This is a genomic window from Streptomyces sp. NPDC088387, from assembly GCF_044753385.1.
In the GTDB taxonomy this organism is placed as follows: domain Bacteria; phylum Actinomycetota; class Actinomycetes; order Streptomycetales; family Streptomycetaceae; genus Streptomyces.
This window is the reverse complement of sequence record NZ_JBIVNC010000005.1, coordinates 71,066-90,125: the sequence shown is the minus strand read 5'-3', so window position 1 is coordinate 90,125 and position 19,060 is coordinate 71,066. Positions and strand designations below refer to the sequence as shown.

Below are 19,060 nucleotides of genomic sequence, written 5' to 3'. Positions count from 1 at the left end.
GAGCCGGAGCTTCTTGCCCTTTCCTGTTCCCGCCGACGCGCGGACGCCGTTGCGGGCGCCGCCCGCGCAGACCCCGCCGAACCGGCGAGGAGCCGGGTGAGGGAGCCCACGAGGGAGCCGGTGTCGGTGCCGGTCCCGTACCACCGCGGCCGTACGCCTCACCTGCCGTACGGCAGACACCGTACGGCCAGTGACGGTGACCGGCGGATGTGCGGGCGGGCCGCGGACGACACCTTTGGCATGTCGAACCCGACGCCAGATCCTGCCCCTTCGCTTCCCCGTCACTTCCCTTCGCCTGCCCCTTCGTTTGCCCCTTCGCTTTCTCGCTACCCCAGTGCGCGCGGCCCGGCCGGGTTCGGATGCGGCCCGCGGGAGGACAGAAAATGCAGCGCCTATTCGTCGGCCTCGCCGCCGCCCTGCTTCTGGTCGGCGCCACGGCCTGTGGTTCGTCCGGCGGTTCCGCGTCGGACAGCGACGGCCTCACCAGCGTCAAGGTCGGAGTCATCCCGATCGTCGACGTGGCCCCCCTCTATCTCGGACAGCAGAAGGGGATCTACGAGAAGTACGGTCTCGACCTCTCGATGACCACCGCGCAGGGCGGCTCCGCCATCGTGCCGGGTGTGGTCAGCGGCCAGTTCCAGTTCGGCTTCAGCAACACGACGTCGCTGATGGTCGCGCAGAGCAACGGCGTTCAGGTGAAGGCGGTCGCCAACGGGGTGGCGACCACCGGCGCCGACGGCGCCGACTACGGCGCGCTCGTCGTCAGGAAGGGCAGCACGCTCAAGTCCGCGAAGGACCTGGAGGGCAGGACGGTCGCCGTCAACACCCTCAAGAACATCCTCGACACCTCGGTCCGCGAGTCCGTGCGCAAGGCCGGGGCCGACCCGTCGAAGGTGAAGTTCGTGGAACTGGCCTTCGACCAGATGCCCGCCGCGGTCGAGAAGGGACAGGTCGACGCGGCGATGGCGGTCGAACCCGCCCTGACCGGCATCCTGAACGAGGGCGGTGTGCAGATCGCGTCCCCCTACGTGGACGTGGCGAAGGACCTCACCGTCGCCATGTACTTCACCTCGCAGAACTACGCACAGCAGAACCCGGACGTGGTGGCCGACTTCCAGAAGGCCACCGCCGAGGCGCTGACCTACGCCAACGAGCACCCGGAGGAGGTCCGCGAGGCCGTCTCCACGTACACGGAGATCCCCTCCGCCGTCCTCTCGGAGATCACCCTGCCGAAGTGGCCGGCGGACATCAGCCGGACGTCGGTGGAGACGCTGCGCGAACTCGGGGAGCAGGACGGTCTGTTCAAGACCGCCCCGGACCTGGACGAGCTGCTGCCGTGAACAACCGGAACACCGTGCTCGGCGCGGCGGGGCTCCTGACCTTCCTCGCCGTCGTCGAGGCCCTGCCGCGGCTCGGCCTGGTCGACGCCGACTACCTCTCACCGCCGAGCAGGATCGCCGGCGCGCTAGGCGACGAACTCGGCGACGCCGCCTTCTGGTCGGCCCTCGGCGACACCCTGACGGGCTGGGTGCTCGGCCTGGGGATCGCGTCGGGCGCCGCCGTGCTCTGCGGGCTGCTCATCACCGTGGTGCCGTTCCTGCGCCAGGTGACGGCCTCGACCATCGAGTTCCTGCGCCCCATCCCGTCCGTCGCCCTGATCCCGCTCGCCGTACTCCTCTACGGCACCGAACTCCGCTCCGTACTGGTGCTGGTGGTCTACGCGTCGTTCTGGCAGGTACTCATCCAGGTGCTGTACGGCGTCCAGGACGTCGACCCCGTCGCCGACGAGACGGCCCGCTCGTACGGGCTCGGAACCTGGGCACGCGTCCGGCACGTCACCTGGCCGACCGCCCTGCCCTACGTCATGACCGGCGTCCGGCTCGCCGCCGCCGTCGCCCTGGTCCTCGCCATCACGGCCGAACTGGTCGTCGGAGCACCGGGACTCGGCTCACTGATCGCGGTCGCCCAGGCGTCACAGGCCGTACCCGACATGTACGCGCTGATCACCGTGACCGGAGTCCTGGGGCTTCTGATCAACCTCGGCGCCCGAGCGGTGGAGCGGCGGGCGCTGGCCTGGCACCAGTCCGTACGCGGGGAGGCCGTCCTGTGAAGGCACTCGTACGGCAGACGCTGTTCGTGATCGGCCTGCCCGCGCTGCTCCTCGCGGTGTGGTGGATCGCGTCGGACGGCAGCACCGACCCCTTCTGGCCACCGCTGCGCACGATCCTGGAGACCTTCCCCTCGGTGTGGACCGGCGAACGGCTGCGCGCCGACCTGCTGCCCAGCCTGCTGCGCCTGGCCGCCGGCTACACACTCGCGGGCGTCGCCGGCATCGGCCTGGGCCTGCTCATCGGGTCCCACCGCGGCGTGCGGGCCTTCTGCGAGCCCGTACTGGAGTTCCTGCGGGCCGTCCCGCCCCCGGTCCTTGTGCCGGTGATCACCCTGTTCGCCGGCATCGGCGACAGCATGAAGATCCTGGTCATCGCGAGCGGCTGTGTCTGGCCCGTCCTGCTCAACACGGTGGAGGGGGTGCGCGCGGTCGACTCGGTCATGCTGGAGACCGCGCGTTCGTACCACGTCCGCGGTGCCGGACGGCTGTGCCACGTGGTGCTGCGCTCGGCGAGCCCGCAGATCGTCGCCGGTCTGCGCCAGGCCCTCTCCGTCGCCATCATCCTCATGGTCATCAGCGAGATGTTCGCGGCGGACAACGGCATCGGCTTCACCGTCGTGCAGTTCCAGCGCAGCTTCGCCATCCCCGACATGTGGACCGGGATCCTGCTCCTCGGCCTGCTGGGCTTTCTGCTCTCCCTCGCCTTCCAGTTCGCCGAGCGCCGGGTGCTCGGCTGGTACCACGGCCTGCGCGCGTCCACCCGGCGGTCGTGAGTGAACATGATGAAAGGGCGACCGATGCTCGACGTACGCGGCCTGAGGAAGACCTACGAGGGGTCCGGCCGGCAGGTGGAGGCGGTCCGCGACCTCACCTTCACGGTGCGCGCCGGTGAACTCGTCTGCCTGGTGGGCCCGTCGGGCTGCGGCAAGACCACCCTGCTCAAGTGCATGGGCGGACTCCTCACCCCGACCGCGGGACAGGTGCTGCTCGACGGCGCACAGGTGACCGGGCCGCCGCCCGGAATGGCGATCGTCTTCCAGGAGTACGGGCGCAGCCTCTTCCCGTGGATGAAGGTCGGCGACAACGTGGAACTGCCCCTGAAGCAGAAGGGGACACCCAAGGCGAAACGCCGGGAGCTGGTCGCCGACGCACTGCGGTCGGTGGGGCTCCCGGACGCCGCCGGCGCCTATCCCTGGCAGCTGTCCGGGGGGATGCAGCAGCGGGTCGCGATCGCCCGCGCGCTGGCCTACGAGCCCCAGGTCCTGCTGATGGACGAGCCGTTCGCGGCGGTCGACGCGCAGACCCGGGCCGATCTGGAGGACCTGGTACGGGCCCTGTGGCGGGAGCGCGGGATCACCGTCCTGTTCGTCACGCACGACATCGACGAGGCCGTCTACCTCGGCGAGCGGGTACTGGTCCTCTCCGCCTCGCCGACCGTCGTACAGGAGGAACTCCACATCGACCTGCCCACCGAACGGGACCAGCTGCACACCCGGGCGGCCCCGCGCTTCACCGAACTGCGCACCCATGTCTACGAGCAGATCCAGGCGGCCAAGCGGGCGGCCGCGCCGGAGCCGTCGAAGGGGCGGGCCGCGTCGCCGGTGGGGGAGCCGCAGGCGGGCTGAGCCGGGTGGGGGTGTCGGTGCCGGTGTCGGACCCGGTGCCGGCGCCATCGTCATCGCCATCGTCATCGCCATCGCTGTGGCCGTGGCCGTCGCCTTAGACGGAGACTGGATCTCCGCTTTGCCGTAGGGTGACGGCATGAACGACGCCTCGATCCGGGTGGTCATCGCCGACGACCAAGCTCTGCTGCGGGGCGGATTCCGCATCCTGATCGACTCGGCCGACGACCTGGAGGTGGTGGGCGAGGCCGAGACCGGCCGCGAGGCCGTCGAGGTTGTCCGCCACACCCGGCCCGACGTGGTGCTGATGGATATCCGTATGCCCGAACTCGACGGTCTGGCCGCCACGCGCGAGATCGCCTCGGACCCGGACCTGGACGGCGTCCGCATCGTGATCCTCACGACCTACGAGGTGGACGAGTACGTCCTCCAGGCCCTGCGGGCCGGGGCGTGCGGCTTCCTGGGCAAGGGGATGCGGCCCGCGGAACTGCCGGAGGCCGTCCGGGTAGCGGCGCGCGGCGAGGCGCTGCTGTCGCCGAGGGCCACCCGGACGCTGATCACCAGATACCTCGCGCTCCCCGACCGGCCGCCGCCCTTCGTGTCCGGGGGGCTGGCCGAACTCACCGACCGGGAGCGGGAGATCGTGGCGCTGGTGGCCGTAGGACTCTCCAACGACGTGATCGCCGGGCACCTGGTCATCTCCCGCCAGACCGTACGCACCCATGTGCACCGCGCCATGGCCAAACTCCGGGCCCGCGACCGGGCACAGCTTGTGGTGATGGCGTACCAGGCGGGGCTCGTCCGCCCCACGGCCGCGACGGAGACCGACGGCGCGAGCGCCGACCGGTGGCCGGGGAGTACGGGGAGTACGGGGTTCAGGGCTCCGTTCGGAGTGTGGGAAGGAACGCGTCCACGCTGAACTCCTCGGTGCCCTCCTCGACTTCGAGGCTCCCCCCGACGGAGGCGGCCCGCTCGCGCAGGCCGAGCAGGCCACGACCGGTGCCCCAGCTCGCCGGGGAAGGCGCGGCGGCCGGGGCGGACGAGCCGCGCGGGGCCCGGCCGCCGGCCACCGGGTTGACCACCGTGATCCGCAGCCGGTCCCCGGAGCAGGACAGCCGGACCCTCGCGGTCCGGGGCGAGGCGTACTTGAGCGCGTTCGTCAGCGACTCCTGGACGATCCGGTAGCCGGCCATGCTGACGGCGGGACCCAGTGCGGAGACCTCCCCGTCGCGCTCCATGTCGATCACCAGCCCGGCGGCCCGGAAGCCGTCGAGGAGGTCGTCGAGGCGGTCGAGGACGGGCATCGGCTCCAGCGGGAGCGGCTCACCGCCGGGCTGGCGCAGGACGGTCAGCATGGTGCCGAGTTCGGCGAGCGTGCTGCGGCTCGCCGTGATGACGTGCTCGATGGCCGCCTCGGCCGCGTCGGGCTGCCGGCGCAGCAGATGGACGGCCGCACCGGCCTGGAAGTTGATCACCGTGATGCTGTGGGCCACGATGTCGTGCAGATCGCGCGCGAGACGCAGCCGCTCCTCGGCCACCCGCCGGCGCGCCTCCACCTCGCGCGTCTGCTCGGCGCGCAGGGCGCGGTCCTGGATGGCCCGGACGTAGGCGCGGCGGTTCCGGGTGGCGTCACCCACGGCGGTGACCGCGCCGAGCACCGCGATCAGTCCGAGGTTGCCGGTGTCGAGGAAGTGCCGTCCCGTCACCACAAGCGCGAAGACCGGGACGACGATCGCGGTGACCGTGCCGGTGACCAGCGCACGGCTGCGCGGGGCGGCGACGGCGGCGGAGTACAGGGCGACCAGAAGACACACGATCCCCGGGCCCGGCTCGCCCCTCCACAGCAGTGCCACCAGGAAGACGGTGGTCGTCGCCGCGAGCGCCGCCAGCGGCATCCGTCGGCGCACGGTGAGCGGCACCGCCGAACACAGGGCGAGCAGGGCCGCGAGCCACACCGGGGTGCCGTCGCCGAGGAAGCCGGGGAGCACAACGGCCGCACAGGCAGCGGCGAGCAACCCGTCGAGGAGGAACGGGTTGCTCGCCGGCCCACGATTCACACGGGTCACGGTACGCCGTGTCGGCTGTGGCCTCCGTCAGAACGCTGCCCTGATCAGGCCCAGGGGTCGAAGGAGATACCCGAGGGCCTGGAGGCGTTGAGCAGGTTGTTGAAGCGGTTGTCCTTGTCGGTGATCTTGATGGTCGCGGAGCCGAAGTCCGCGTTCATCAGCCGGTCCCTGAGGGAGGTGCTGGGCCAGCCGTTCCAGTCCACGATGGGAGGCTGGCGCCAGTTGTGGTAGTGGTTCTCCGGCGGCTCGTCGTTGCCGTTGGCGAGCCGGAAGAAGTGCGTGCCGACTCCGTCCTTGTGGTACACGACCTTGGGGTGCGACCCGTCGAACCGGACCTGGGACCGGGCGTAGGTCACCTGGCTGCTGTGCTGCGTGGTCGTGACGTACTCGACCTGGTTGGACTGCTGGTTCACCCACGAGATGACGTGCTCGAAGTCGTGACGGTGCCCGCCGAGGCCACTGCCCGCCACGGCCTGGTCCTTCTCGAAGTAGCTCGCGTAGACGACCGCGCACCAGCCGTTGTTGCACTTGGACCGGGCGTAGGTCTGGGTGCGGTCGAGGTCGGACTGGTCACGGCAGCTGCCGTTCACCGCGCCGGAAGTGTTCAGGCCGGGGTTGAGCGTCCCGTCGGGAGATATGGCGGCGACCGCGTAGCAGCCGTCACCGTCATAGTCGAAGGCCGGTGAGAACGACGCCTCATATCCGCCGGCGTTTTGCGGCAGGTTCGGCAGATTGTCGGCATACGCCACTGATGCGGGAATCACCGCGGTCAGGAAAGCGGCACCGAGAATCACGCTCAGTCGCCAACGTCGTTTGTTTTGTACAGCAGTCCGCATTCTTACTCCCAAAAGGGCACGTTCTTTGGGCTGGATGGAACAGCACAACGGTGAACGCCTGGCCCGATATCGGTGCAGTGCACACTGGGCGTGGGCAGGCCAAGTAGAGCGCACGGCCATCGAGTTGCGCAAGAACGGAAATCGACCCAGATCGTACGGACGCAGACTCCGGCATTTCAGTTCAATGCAGCTACACCAGATCTTCGCCTCAAATTACTGGCGTTATGCGTTTCTCCCACGCCCCCGCGTTCGCCTCTTGAACGAATGAGCCGCCCACACGCTCAAAGCTCCAGGGGAGGTACGCAAGTGAGAGCCGCAACTCCGCTTACCCGAAACCCATCTGCCGTCGGTCGGGGTCGGTCACCGTGAACAGAAAACCGCGCCCGCTCAGAGCCAGTCGCGTCGTTTGAAGATGAAGTACAGGCTGGTGCAGACGACGGCCATCAGGACGATTGCGAAGGGGTAGCCCAGGAGCCAGTGCAACTCCGGCATGTGGTCGAAGTTCATGCCGTAGATCGTGCCGACGAGGGTGGGGGCGAAGAGGATGGCCGCCCAGGAGGAGATTTTCTTGATCTCCTCGTTCTGTTCGAAGCCGGCCTCCGCCAACGCGCGCATCTCGGCGTTCTGTTGCTGGCCGACCAGGGTCGCGTTCACCGTCAGGATGTCGGTGAGGGCCTGGCGGAAACCGTCGACGCGTTCGCTGGTGTGCGTGACATGGTCGGCGACGTCGCGCAGATAGCGCTGGAGTTCCTCGTCGGTGCCGTACTTCGCGAAGCCCGCCATCAGGCTGTGCAGCATGCCGACCAGGGGGCGGGTGGCGCGCTGGAACTCGACGACCTCGCGGGAGAGTTCGTAGATACGGCGGGAGACCTCGGGGTCGCCGCGGAAGACCTCGGTCTCGATCTCGTCCATGTCGTTCTGCACACCGGCCACGACCGGGAGGTACCCGTCCACCACCGCGTCGAGTATCGCGTAGAGCACCGCCTCCGGGCCCAGCTTCAGCAGGTCCGGCGTCGACTCCATTCGGGAGCGCACCGCCGACAGGTCGGGGGCCGCGCCGTGCCGGACCGTGATCACGAAGTCCGGGCCGACGAACACGTGCAGCTCGCCGAAGTCGACCTCTTCCGAGGCGTCGATGTAGCGCGCCGCCCGCAGCACCACGAACAGCGTCTCCCCGTACCGCTCCAGCTTCGGGCGCTGATGTGCCTCCATCGCGTCCTCGACCGCCAGCGGATGCAGGTCGAACTCCGCCGCCAGAGACAGGAGTTCGCTCTCCGTGGGGCGGGCCAGGCCGATCCAGGCCATGCTCGTGGGCTGCTCCCGGAGTTCGCGGAAGGTGTCGGCGAGCGTGGCGGGTGTGGAGACCCGGACGCCGTCCATGTACAGCGCCGCCTGCACCACACTCACCGTCTCCGCCGGGTCCGGCGCGGGCTCCGGCGGGGGCGGTACGGGTGGTTCCCGGTCCTGGGCCTGCGACTGCGGGAGCGCCCGCCGCCACACGGACTTCTTGGGGCTCCCGGCGCCGGGCCGGGCGCGTCGGTCGGGCATCGCGGCTCCTCCCGGACTTGGCCTGCGGCCACGTGATCACCGAGCAGGATATACGGGGTACAGGGCGGCGGCGTTCCGGCCGTGGACGGGATTCGGTGAGAGTTGCGGACCGGATCTGTCCGCAAGGGTGGATAGCGTGCGGAGCATGTCCACAAGGGCGGCGACGGCGGAGGTGGCCGGGATGGTGAACGGGGCTGGGGTGGCGGAGGTGGCAGGGATGGCGAGCGCGACCGGGTTGGCGGAGGTGGCAGGGATGGCGAGCGCGACCGGGTTGGCGGAGGTGGCCGGCACGGCGAACACGACCGGGGCGGCGGAGGTGGCCGGCACGGCGAACACGACCGGGGCGGCGGAGGTGGCCGGTATGGCGTACGGGGCCGGGATGGCGGAGGCTGCGGGGATGACGAACGACAGCGCTGCGGCGGGGCGGGCGCCCGGGACGACGGCGGCCACCCCGGGTGCCGGACGGGTCCCCGCGGCGGGGGAGCAGGCTCCGGGCCGGCGGGCCAAGGGACCCACCCCGGTCCTCTCCCCCCGCGCCCTCAACCGCGCCACCCTCGCCCGTCAGCTGCTCCTCCGGCGCACCGCGATGTCCCCGAAGGCGGCCGTCGAGCATCTGGTGGGACTCCAGGCCCAGGAGGTGAAGCCGCCGTACTACGCGCTCGCCGCCCGGCTCGACGGGTTCGCGCCCGAGCAGCTGTCCACGCTGCTCGCCGACCGTGAGGTCGTCCGGATGGTCACCCTGCGGTCCACCATCCATCTGCACACCGCGGACGACGGCCTCGCCCTGCGGCCCTTCGCGCAGGCCGCCGCCGACCGCGAGCTGAAGATCTTCCACAAGGGGCTGGCCGGCGTCGACCTGGACCGCCTCGCCCTACGCGCGCGGGAGCTGGTCGAGGAGGAGCCCCGCACCATGCGCCGGCTGCGCGAGGAACTCGGCCCGCAGTGGCCCGACGCCGACCCGCGGGCCCTCGCCGTCGCCGCCCGCTGTCTGCTGCCGCTCGTCCAGGTCACCCCGCGCGGACTGTGGGGCCGTAGCGGCCAGGTCGCCGTCACCACCGTCGAACACTGGCTGGGCCGGCCCGCCGAACCCGCCGCCGCCCGGCAGGACGTCGTCCTGCGCTACCTCGCCGCCTTCGGACCGGCCTCCGTCAAGGACATGCAGGCCTGGTGCAGCCTGACCAGGATGCGGGACGCGTTCGAGGGGCTGCGGCCCCGGCTCGTCACCTTCCGCGACCAGCACGGCGTCGAACTGTTCGACCTGCCCGACGCGCCGCGCCCCGACCCGGAGACGCCCGCGCCGCCGCGGTTCCTGCCCGAACTCGACAACGCGCTGCTCTCGCACGCCGACCGCACCCGCATCATCCCGGTCGTGCACCACGGCCGTACCTGGCGGGTGAACACCGCCTACCGCCCGCTCCTCGTCGACGGGTTCCTCGCCGGGGTGTGGGGACTCACCGACGAGGCCCTGGTCGTCGAACCGTTCGAGAAGCTCACCAAGGCGCAGCGCGCCCAGGTGCTGGAGGAGGGGGAGCGGACCCTGCGGATCGTGCATCCCGGCACGTCGTACGACGTCCGCTTCGGGACTGTCATCTCCTGACCCGGCACATGGAAAGGGGGCGCTGCGGGCCGCTCGTGGAGGCCCGCAACGCCCCCCGGTCTTGCACCTGAGGGATACTCAGGAGTCCTGGGGCAGAAGCCCGTCGGCTACGAGTTGACCTGCGCCGTCACCAGGTTCGAGAACGTCGTCAGCCGGGTGTACACCCCGGGCAGCCCGGCCCGCGCGCAGCCGTCGCCCCACGATGTGACGCCCGCGAGGACGCCGCCGATGAGGAACGGGCCGCCGCTGTCGCCCTGGCAGGTGTCGACGCCGCCCTGCGTGTAGCCGGCGCACACCATGTCACTGGCGACGAAGCGGGTGCCGTAGGAGGTGCGGCAGCTGGAGTCGGAGACCGTCGGGACGGTCGCCGTGCGCAGCTGGTTGGAGGAGCTGCCGTTCTCGGAGGTGGTGCCCCAGCCGAGGACCCGGGCGGTGGCGCCGGTCGCGTACACACCGGTGTCCGAGGCGGAGACGTACCGGGCCGTGGTGTACGGCATCGCCGTCGACAGCGTCAGTACGGCGACGTCGTCGCCGCGCGTCACGGTCTGGTAGTCCGGGTTGATCCAGATCCTGCTGACCCGGGCGACCGTGCCGTTCGTACCGTTGAGGTAGGTGCGGCCACCGACCACGCGGACACTGCTGGTGGTCTCGCCGACCATACAGTGGGCGGCGGTGATCACCTTGGTGGGTGTGACGAGGGTGCCGCCGCAGAACTGGTTCTGCGAGGCGTCCGTGATCTGCATGACGAACGGGTACGCCGTGGTGGTCGTCGTCGAGCCGCCCACGATGGGGGAGGGGGCGGCCGTGGCGGCGGGGGCGCCGGCGAGTGCGGTCGCGGCGGCGGCAGCGGTGGCGGCGAGGGCGACGGCGGTCTTTCTGGCGCGGGTGAGCCCGAACATGAGTCTCCTCAAGGTTGCCGGTGGGGGGTCGCGCGGGTGTGGGGGGTGGTGCACGAGGGCCTCGGACCGACCCTCGTGTGCCCGGCGAGCGGCACGCCCTTACGCTAGGGCCAGGCCGGGGGTGCCCCAATGAGGGAACCCCCTAAGGGAGTTGGGCAGGGAAAACCCTCGGTCACGCGTGCGAAACCTGACTCTCGGTAAAACTGCCCGCCGGTAGAACTGCCCCTCGGCACATCTGCCGCTCGGTAAATCTGCCCGCTCAGTAAACCTGTGCCGAACTCATCGCGCGTGACGCCCCGCCGCCAGTCTGACGATGTCCACCCGCGAGCGGATCCCCAGTTTGCGGTAGACCCGGGTGAGTGTGGCCTCGACGGTCTTGACGCTGATGAACAGCCGGGCGGCTATCTCCCGGTTGGTCGCGCCCTCCATGACCAGCGCGGCGACCTGACGCTCCATCGCGGCGAGCCCCTCCAGCGCGTCGAGCGCGGCCGGCGCCGCGGGCGGCTCCGGCGTACTCACCGCCGCGGCCTCCTCCACCTGCCGCAGCCACGGCAGCGCACGGCAGCGCCGGAACAGCCGGGCCGCCTCGTCGTACGACGCCGGCCCCGGCGTCCCCGACCGCAGCCGGGCCAGCGCGAACGCCGCCCGCGCCTCCTCCAGGCCGTACCCCAGCTTGGCGAGCCGGTCCTGGACGGACGTCAACTGCGCGACCGCCGCGTCCCGTTCACCCCGCGCCGCCCGGACGAGCGCGTCCGCGCGGTCCAGTACGGCGAGCACGCTCTCCCGGCCCAGCCGCAGCGCCTGTACGCGAGTGACGACGATGACGTCCCGCGCCTCGGCCAGCTCACCGATGCGGACCAGGGCCTCGGCGAGATCGCCGTGCCAGCGCCCGCGTGCCGGGTCGGTGATGCCGATCCCGGCCTCCAGTTCCCGCACCCGCCGCAGCGAGCCGACCGCCGCCCGCGCGTCCCCGGCCACCAACTGCGCGTGCCCCAGGGCACCGAGCGCGCGCGACAGATAGATGACGTCGCCGTCCTCCTCGGCCCGGTCCGCCGCCTCCCGGGCCAGCGACAGGGCCCGGCCCACGTCCCCGCCCGCCGCCTCGGCGAGCGAGGTGAGCATCGCGCTCGCGCCCTCGCCGATCCCGGCGTCCCGCGCCAGCCGCAGGCTCTCGCGCGCCAGGTCGAGCGCCCGGCCGCAGTGCCCGGACCGCAGTTCGGTCTCCGCGAGGAAGCGCAGATAGTGCACCTCGCTCTCGGCCATGCCGCGCCGCCGCACCTCGCGCAGCAGCGCCGAGATCGTCGTACGGGCCTCCGCGAGCTGATCGCTCATCAGCAGCCAGCGGAAGCGGACCGCGCCCACGCCGTTGTGGTCGACCGCCACCTTCGGGTCCTGGGGTTCGCGCAGGGCGCGCTTGATGGTGGCCGGGGCGTCCGGATGGCCCATCAGGGTCTCCATCTGCGCCTGGAACGCGAGTGCGAGCAGTTCCGTACGGCGGTCCTGGCCGCGCTCCGCGAGCCGGGCCGCGTGCGCCGCCTCCTCGCGGCCCTTGTCCATCTCGCCCTCGACGAGCAGCGCCCGCCACGCCAGCTGGTAGCGGACCAGCGCGAGCAGCCGCGGATCGTCGCCGGCGTCCGCGAGCGCCTGCGGGAACACCGAGTCCACCTTGCCCATCGCCTGCCCGGCCGCGTTGATCACCACGATCCAGGCCCGCACCCGGTGCGCGGGCTCGGTGGCCCGGGTCAGCACGTCCCGCGCGATGTCCCGGGCGAGATCCGTCTCCCCGGCCGTCAGCGCGTCGTCCGCCGCCTGGAGCCGGTGCTCCTCCGGACCCGGCTCGCCGTCGGCCGGGGTGTGCCGGGCCGCGAGCAGCCCGAGTGAGGCGGCGACCGAGGGCGCGCCCCGGTCCCGGGCCAGCGCGGCGGCCTCCGCGAGCCGGGCGGCCGCCTCCGGGTCGGTGCCGGTGGTCGCGAGGGCCAGATGCCGGGCGCGTTCTATCGGGTCGGAGGCGGCCGTGGACAGCGCCGCGTGCGCGGAGCGCCGCTCCTGCGCGGACGCCTCCGCGTACAGCGCGGCCGAGATCAGCGGATGCGCGAACCGTACGGCCGGCCCCTCCGGCTCGGTCGCCAGCAGCCCGAGCGCCGCCGCCTGCGCGGTCTCCGCCTCGGCGTTGACCCGGCCCGCCGCGTGCAGCAGGGCCGGGGTGGGCCGGGCGCCCGCGCTGGCCACCAGGAGGGTGTGCCGGGCCTCGTCCGACAGCATCTCCAGACGGCTGAGGACCAGCGCCCGCAGTGAGGTCGGCACGGGCAGCGGCTCGCCCGGCCGCGGTGGCGTCGCGCTCTCCGCGAGGGCGCGGCCCAACTCCAGCGCGAACAGCGGATTGCCGCCGCTGGTGCGGTGGATGTCCCGGACGGTGGAGCGGGGCAGCCGCGGATAGCCGCGCTGGTCGAGCAGCGCGGACACCTGGCCGCGGGTCAGCGGACCGAGGCGCAGGGCCTGGGTGTCGGGCGGGGACGCGCGTAGATGGTCGTTGTGTTCCTGTCCCTCGGTACGCGCCGCGCACAGCAGCTGCACGGGGAAGTCGCCGAGGCGGCGGGCGGCGAAGCCGAGCAGCTCGGCGCTGGCCGGGTCCAGCCACTGGAGGTCGTCGGCGACCACGAGGACGGGACCCTCGGCGGCCAGGGCCCGCAGCGCGGACAGCACGGCCAGGCGCAGGGCGAGGCCGTCGCGCTGGAGGGTGGACTCGCCGCGGCCGGTGAGCGCCGACTCCAGGGCGGTGCGCTGGGCCTCCGGCATCTTCCCGGACACCTCGGGCAGCACCAGACCGAGCAGATCGGCCAGCGCGAGGAACGGCAGATGGGATTCCGACTCGGTCGCCGAGCAGCGCAGTACCGTACGCGCGCCTTCGGCATATTCCGCCGCCAGGGCCCGCAGCACCGTCGACTTTCCGATTCCGGCGGGTCCGTGGAGCAGCACACTGCCACCGCGGCCCAGCTGCTCACGCGCCGCCGCGAACAGCTCCTCCCTGCCGATGACCAGGTCGGGGCGGCATCTGGCAGGCTCCTTGAAGTCCCGTCGCACGGTCACCGCTCCCTCCGCGTGTCGTGGTCGGCCAAATTCTAGGCAACGTGCCGTTGAAATCCGGAGGTGTGGCTTGGTGAGGGAGATTACAGCGCGGATTGCGGGCGAATTCGGGACACCGGGCCTTGCGGAACCGTCTCCCAGGGGACGGGCGGGCGCAAGACCTGATGCAGCCAGTCACGCGAAGGACTCAAGCGACCCTCCTCACGGCAGTACCCCCGCCCGGCGCGCCGCCGCGACCGCCTCCCCGCGGGTCCGCGCGCCCAGCTTGCGCATCGCCGAGCGCAGATAGCTCTTCACCGTCTCCGGGCCGATGCCCAGCCGCTCCGCCGTGACCGCGTTCGTCGCACCCGACGCCACGCAGGTCAGCACGTCCACCTCCCGGGGCGACAGACCCGTGTCCGGCGACGCCGGGCCCTCCGCCAGCAGCGCGCACGCGTCGAGCAGATCCGCCCGCAGCCCCGCGTCGGCGATCCGCGGGGCCAGCGTCCGCAGCGCCGCCCGCGCCTCCCGCATCCGCACCCGCAGCGCCCGCGCGTCCCGTTCGGTACGGGAACCGGCGTCCGGGTCCGGCAGCGCCGCCGCCAGCAGCGTGCGGGCCTCGTCGGCGAGGAGCAGCGACTGCTCCACGTCCCGCGCCACCTCCACCGCGGCGCTCAGCATCCGGTCCCCGAGCGGCTGCACGCTCCGCAGGGCGCCGTAGAGCACACCGCGCACCTGACGTCGTACGACGACGGGGACCGCGAGGACCGCGCGCAGCCCCTCGGCGGCGACCGGGACGTCGTACTCGTGGCTGATCCGGCGCGAGACGGAGTAGTCGGCGACCGCGCACGGACGGGCGTGGGCGACGGCCCGGCCGCCGAGCCCGTTGCCCGCGGTCACCGCGAGCGCGCTCAGCGCCGCGGTCGCCGTGCCGCTCAGCTCGCTGATCCGCACCAGCCGCCGCCCCGGCTCGACCAGCCCGCCGAAGGCGACCGGCAGCCCCGTCGTGCGGCGCAGCCGAAGCAGCGCACCGTGAATCTCCACCGCACCACCGTCCACCGCCACTGTTTGCCCCTTCGCCGTGGAGCCCACCCCCGTTCAGGGGTAGTGAGACCTGCATCACGGATTACACGATGTCCGGGAGGCGCCCGGCAATGGTCCGGCACCGAGCGCGCGAGCGAGCCGCGGGGCGCACCGGAGCCGGGGGCGCGGGAACGAAGGAGGACGGATGGCAACGGCGACGGACGACTTCCGCAGGGCGCGGGACTTCCTGCTGGCGCACCGCGAGGACTACACGGCGGCCTACGAGGGCTTCCGCTGGCCCCGGCCCGAGTACTTCAACTGGGCCCACGACTGGTTCGACGCGATCGCCGACGGCAACGCCCGTACCGCGCTGCACATCGTCGAGGAGGACGGCCGCGAGACCAGGCTGTCCTTCGCCGAGATGTCCGTACGGTCCGACCGGTTCGCCCACTGGCTGCGCGCGCAGGGTGTGCGCGCCGGGGACCGGATCCTCGTGATGCTCGGCAACCAGGCCGAGCTGTGGCTGACCGCGCTGGCCGCGATGAAACTGCGGGCCGTCGTCATCCCCGCCACCCCGCTGCTCGGCCCCGCAGACCTGCGCGACCGCGTCGGGCGGGGCCGGGTCGGCCATGTGATCGTGCGGGCCGAGGACACCCACAAGTTCGACGACGTGCCCGGCGGCTACACCCGGATCGCGGCCGGCGGGGCCCCCGCCGGCTGGCTGCCGTACGACGACGCCCACCGGGCCCCCGCCGACTTCACCCCCGACGGCCCCACCCGCGCCGACGAGCCGCTGCTGCTCTACTTCACCTCCGGCACCACCGCCCGTCCCAAACTGGTCGAGCACACCCACGCCTCGTACCCCATCGGCCATCTGCCGACCATGTACTGGGCCGGACTCCGGCCCGGCGACGTGCACCTCAACATCTCTTCGCCGGGCTGGGCCAAGCACGCCTGGTCGAACCTCTTCGCGCCCTGGAACGCGGAGGCGACCGTCTTCCTCTACAACTACACACGCTTCGACGCGGCCCGTCTGATGGCGGAGATGGACCGCGCCCGAGTCACCACCTTCTGCGCGCCGCCGACCGTGTGGCGGATGCTCATCCAGGCCGACCTGGGTCTGCTGCGCACCCCGCCGCGCGAGATCGTGGCCGCCGGCGAGCCGCTCAACCCCGAGGTGATCGAGCAGGTCCGCCGCGCCTGGGGCGTCACGATCCGGGACGGCTTCGGCCAGACCGAGACCGCCGTCCAGGTCGCCAACAGCCCCGGTCAGCCGCTGAAGACGGGCTCCATGGGCCGTCCCAGCCCCGGCTACCGCGTCGTCCTCCTCGACCCCGCCACCGGCACCCCCGCCGACGAGGGCGAGATCGCGCTCGACCTGTCCGCCCGCCCCGTCGGCCTGATGACCGGCTACCACGGCGACGAGGAGCGTACGGCCGAGGCGATGGCCGGCGGCTACTACCGGACCGGCGATGTCGCCTCGCGGGACGAGGACGGCTATCTGACGTACATCGGGCGCAGTGACGACGTGTTCAAGTCGTCCGACTACAAGATCTCCCCGTTCGAGCTGGAGAGCGCCCTCCTGGAGCACCCGGCCGTGGCGGAGGCCGCGGTGGTGCCCGCGCCGGACGAACTGCGCCTGGCGGTGCCCAAGGCGTACGTGGTGCTCGCCGAGGGCTGGGAACCGGGGCCCGACACCGCCAAGGTGCTGTTCGAGCACGCGCGCGAGGTGCTGGCCCCGTACAAGCGGGTCCGCAGGCTGGAGTTCGGGGCCCTGCCCAAGACCGTGTCCGGCAAGATCCGCCGGGTCGAGCTGCGCGAGGCCACGGCGGCCGGTTCGGACGCCGAGTACCGCGAGGAGGACTTCCGGTGAGCGAGCCGTCGTACACCCACGGAACGAGCACCACACCACTGCTCGGCGACACCATCGGCGCCAACCTGGACCGGGCCGTCGCCGCCCACGGCGACCGCGAGGCGCTCGTCGACGTACCGAGCGGACGCCGCTGGACCTACGGCGAGTTCGGCGCCGCCGTCGACGAGGTGGCGCGCGGACTGCTCGCCAAGGGTGTGGTGAAGGGCGACCGGGTCGGGATCTGGGCGGTCAACTGCCCGGAATGGGTGCTGGTGCAGTACGCCACCGCCCGGATCGGCGCGGTCATGGTGAACATCAACCCCGCTTACCGCTCGCACGAGTTGGAGTACGTGCTCAAGCAGGCCGGCATCTCGGTGCTGATCGCCTCGCTCGCCCACAAGAGCAGCGACTACCGCGCACTGGTGGACCAAGTGCGTCCCGCCTGCCCGGAGTTGCGGGACACCGTCTACATCGGCGACCCGTCCTGGGACGCGCTCGTCGCGGGTGCGCGGTCCGTCCCGGTCGAGCGACTGGCCTCCGCCGCGGCCGAGTTGAGCTGCGACGACCCGGTCAACATCCAGTACACCTCGGGCACCACCGGCTTCCCCAAGGGCGCCACGCTCTCCCACCACAACATCCTCAACAACGGCTACTGGGTGGGCCGTACCGTCGGCTACACGGAACAGGACCGGGTCTGTCTGCCGGTGCCCTTCTACCACTGCTTCGGCATGGTGATGGGCAACCTGGGCGCCACCTCCCACGGCGCCTGCATCGTGATCCCGGCGCCGTCCTTCGAGCCGAAGGCCACGCTGGAGGCCGTGCAGGCGGAGCGGTGTACGTCGCTGTACGGCGTCCCGACCATGTTCATCGCCGAGCTGAACCTCCCCGGCTTCGCCTCCTACGACCTGTCGTCGCTGCGCACCGGCATCATGGCGGGCTCGCCCTGTCCGGTCGAGGTCATGAAACGGGTCGTCGCCGAGATGCACATGCGCGAGGTCTCCATCTGCTACGGCATGACCGAGACCTCGCCGGTCTCCCTCCAGACGCGGATGGACGACGACCTGGAACACCGCACCGGCACGGTGGGGCGGGTCCTGCCGCACATCGAGGTGAAGATCGTCGAGCCGGTCTCGGGGGTCACGCTGCCGCGGGGGAGCGCCGGGGAGCTGTGCACCCGCGGGTACAGCGTGATGCTCGGCTACTGGAACGAACCCGAGCAGACCGCGCGGTCCGTGGACTCCGGGCGGTGGATGCACACCGGGGACCTCGCGGTCATGCGGGACGACGGGTATGTGGAGATCGTCGGGCGGATCAAGGACATGATCATCCGGGGTGGGGAGAACATCTATCCCCGCGAGATCGAGGAGTTCCTGTACGGGCATCCGAAGGTGGCGGACGTGCAGGTGGTGGGGGTGCGCAGTGAGCGGTACGGGGAGGAGGTGCTGGCCTGTGTGATTCCGCGGGACGCGGGGGATCCGCTGACGCTGGAGGACGTGCGGGGCTTCTGCGAAGGGCGGTTGGCGCACTTCAAGGTGCCGACTCGGGTGGAGGTGGTGGACGCCTTTCCGATGACCGTGTCCGGGAAGGTGCGGAAGGTCGAGTTGCGGGAGAGGTTTGGGGGGTGACTCTTTGCTGCCGGGTGCGAGTTGTGGGGGGCTGGTCGCGCCCGCGCGGCGGAGCCGCATATCAGACGCAGCCCCGCGCCCCTGAGCGGCGATGTTGTCCCCGGCGTCGCTAGGCCGCGCCCGCTTTGCTCAGGTCCTCCGCCGGCGCGTTGACGGGCTGCGGGGTTCCTGTCAGGTCCAGGGTGAACAAGGGGACCCCCAGGGTGTCCGCCGTGTCCCTTGCCCCCTCCGTGAAGCCGGCCAGGGAGAAGTAGACGCAGGTCGCTGATTCCGTCATGGCGGTGAGCCAGAGGCATTCCACGTCTCGCGGGGAAGCCGGGCGGACCGTGGGGTCGACCTGGGCCAGGACTCCCCTCGCCGCCAGGCCGATGCCGGACGGGGGGCGTTGGTCGGCGCGGCGGATGCCCTTGTAGCCGAGCCAGTCGAGATAGAGGGCCGCCGTCGTGACGGCGTCGCGGGCCGTGCGGATCGTGACCGGCCGGAACGAACGGCGGGGCCGGTCCGTCTCCTCCTCGGCGAGCGGCGGGCAGAGCGTGGTGCCGCACGGACAGCCCAGCTCCGGGCGCGGCCACTCGCCGGTGCGCCCGCAGGTGCCGCAGCGCACGGTCACCCACTCCTCGTCCCAGGCGCGGTGCGTCACCGCGCGGGCGGTGCCCTGCGGATCCAGCGGCGCCGCGACGCTCGTGCCGCACACGCAGGGATACGGCGGTGACGTGTAGCGGTGCGCGCGGCCGCAGGCCGGACAGCGCACCGGGATGCTCTCGGACATGGGCCCGCTCCAGGACGACGTCATGTCGGGACGGCGACCCCATGGTCCTC

15 protein-coding genes are annotated in these 19,060 nt (G+C 71.7%); 8 read left to right on the top strand and 7 right to left on the bottom strand.

Going from position 1 to position 19,060, the window contains the following annotated elements:
- Window positions 1-383: 383 nt before the first annotated feature.
- The 5 genes from ACIQAC_RS15170 (at window position 384) to ACIQAC_RS15150 (ending at window position 4,651) form a co-directional block, all read left to right on the top strand.
- On the top strand, window positions 384-1,340 hold the full coding sequence (locus ACIQAC_RS15170; RefSeq protein WP_402190901.1) for an ABC transporter substrate-binding protein: 957 nt from the start codon (window positions 384-386) through the stop codon (window positions 1,338-1,340).
- Window positions 1,337-2,110, top strand: a complete 774-nt coding sequence (locus ACIQAC_RS15165) for an ABC transporter permease (protein ID WP_402190899.1) — start codon at window positions 1,337-1,339, stop codon at window positions 2,108-2,110. Before ACIQAC_RS15170 ends, ACIQAC_RS15165 begins: the two co-directional genes overlap by 4 nt.
- The gene (locus ACIQAC_RS15160) at window positions 2,107-2,883 is read left to right on the top strand and encodes an ABC transporter permease (protein ID WP_402190897.1); all 777 of its coding nucleotides are present in this window, start codon (window positions 2,107-2,109) and stop codon (window positions 2,881-2,883) included. The genes ACIQAC_RS15165 and ACIQAC_RS15160 overlap by 4 nt, the downstream gene beginning before the upstream one ends.
- Before the next feature lie 24 nt (window positions 2,884-2,907).
- Complete coding sequence (locus tag ACIQAC_RS15155; RefSeq protein ID WP_402190894.1) at window positions 2,908-3,735, top strand: ABC transporter ATP-binding protein; 828 nt, start codon at window positions 2,908-2,910, stop codon at window positions 3,733-3,735.
- Between the two features lie 136 nt (window positions 3,736-3,871).
- On the top strand, window positions 3,872-4,651 hold the full coding sequence (locus ACIQAC_RS15150; protein ID WP_402190893.1) for a response regulator: 780 nt from the start codon (window positions 3,872-3,874) through the stop codon (window positions 4,649-4,651).
- Here ACIQAC_RS15150 and ACIQAC_RS15145 read toward each other — a convergent pair.
- From ACIQAC_RS15145 to ACIQAC_RS15135, 3 genes are all read right to left on the bottom strand, one after another.
- Window positions 4,608-5,789, bottom strand: coding sequence for a sensor histidine kinase (locus tag ACIQAC_RS15145; RefSeq protein WP_402190891.1), 1,182 nt, complete (start codon window positions 5,787-5,789; stop codon window positions 4,608-4,610). The two genes, ACIQAC_RS15150 and ACIQAC_RS15145, sit on opposite strands and share 44 nt — an antisense overlap.
- A 53-nt stretch (window positions 5,790-5,842) precedes the next feature.
- Complete coding sequence (locus ACIQAC_RS15140; RefSeq protein WP_402190889.1) at window positions 5,843-6,634, bottom strand: NPP1 family protein; 792 nt, start codon at window positions 6,632-6,634, stop codon at window positions 5,843-5,845.
- A gap of 387 nt (window positions 6,635-7,021) precedes the next feature.
- Window positions 7,022-8,182: a magnesium and cobalt transport protein CorA gene (locus ACIQAC_RS15135; RefSeq protein ID WP_402190887.1), complete on the bottom strand. Its 1,161-nt coding sequence runs from the start codon at window positions 8,180-8,182 to the stop codon at window positions 7,022-7,024.
- A 397-nt stretch (window positions 8,183-8,579) separates the two neighbouring features.
- Here ACIQAC_RS15135 and ACIQAC_RS15130 point away from each other — a divergent pair, with 397 nt between their 5' ends.
- Window positions 8,580-9,779 (top strand): winged helix DNA-binding domain-containing protein, encoded by a 1,200-nt coding sequence (locus ACIQAC_RS15130; protein WP_402191748.1) that lies wholly within the window; start codon window positions 8,580-8,582, stop codon window positions 9,777-9,779.
- 107 nt (window positions 9,780-9,886) lie between these two features.
- On the opposite strand, the gene ACIQAC_RS15125 is transcribed toward ACIQAC_RS15130, so the two are convergent.
- From ACIQAC_RS15125 to ACIQAC_RS15115, 3 genes are all read right to left on the bottom strand, one after another.
- On the bottom strand, window positions 9,887-10,678 hold the full coding sequence (locus ACIQAC_RS15125) for a S1 family peptidase (protein WP_402190885.1): 792 nt from the start codon (window positions 10,676-10,678) through the stop codon (window positions 9,887-9,889).
- 279 nt (window positions 10,679-10,957) lie between these two features.
- A complete protein-coding gene (locus ACIQAC_RS15120) occupies window positions 10,958-13,765 on the bottom strand; it encodes an AAA family ATPase (RefSeq protein ID WP_402190882.1) in 2,808 nt (935 codons plus the stop codon).
- 198 nt (window positions 13,766-13,963) lie between these two features.
- Window positions 13,964-14,785, bottom strand: a complete 822-nt coding sequence (locus ACIQAC_RS15115) for a LuxR C-terminal-related transcriptional regulator (RefSeq protein ID WP_402190880.1) — start codon at window positions 14,783-14,785, stop codon at window positions 13,964-13,966.
- Between the two features lie 184 nt (window positions 14,786-14,969).
- Between ACIQAC_RS15115 and ACIQAC_RS15110 the strand changes: the two genes are divergently transcribed.
- Both ACIQAC_RS15110 and ACIQAC_RS15105 read left to right on the top strand, forming a co-directional pair.
- Window positions 14,970-16,637 (top strand): AMP-binding protein, encoded by a 1,668-nt coding sequence (locus ACIQAC_RS15110; RefSeq protein ID WP_402190877.1) that lies wholly within the window; start codon window positions 14,970-14,972, stop codon window positions 16,635-16,637.
- Entirely contained in the window at window positions 16,634-18,241 is a 1,608-nt protein-coding gene (locus tag ACIQAC_RS15105) for an AMP-binding protein (protein ID WP_402190875.1), read from the top strand. Before ACIQAC_RS15110 ends, ACIQAC_RS15105 begins: the two co-directional genes overlap by 4 nt.
- A 109-nt stretch (window positions 18,242-18,350) precedes the next feature.
- Here ACIQAC_RS15105 and ACIQAC_RS15100 read toward each other — a convergent pair whose 3' ends face one another.
- Complete coding sequence (locus ACIQAC_RS15100; RefSeq protein WP_402190872.1) at window positions 18,351-19,010, bottom strand: hypothetical protein; 660 nt, start codon at window positions 19,008-19,010, stop codon at window positions 18,351-18,353.
- Window positions 19,011-19,060: the final 50 nt, after the last annotated feature.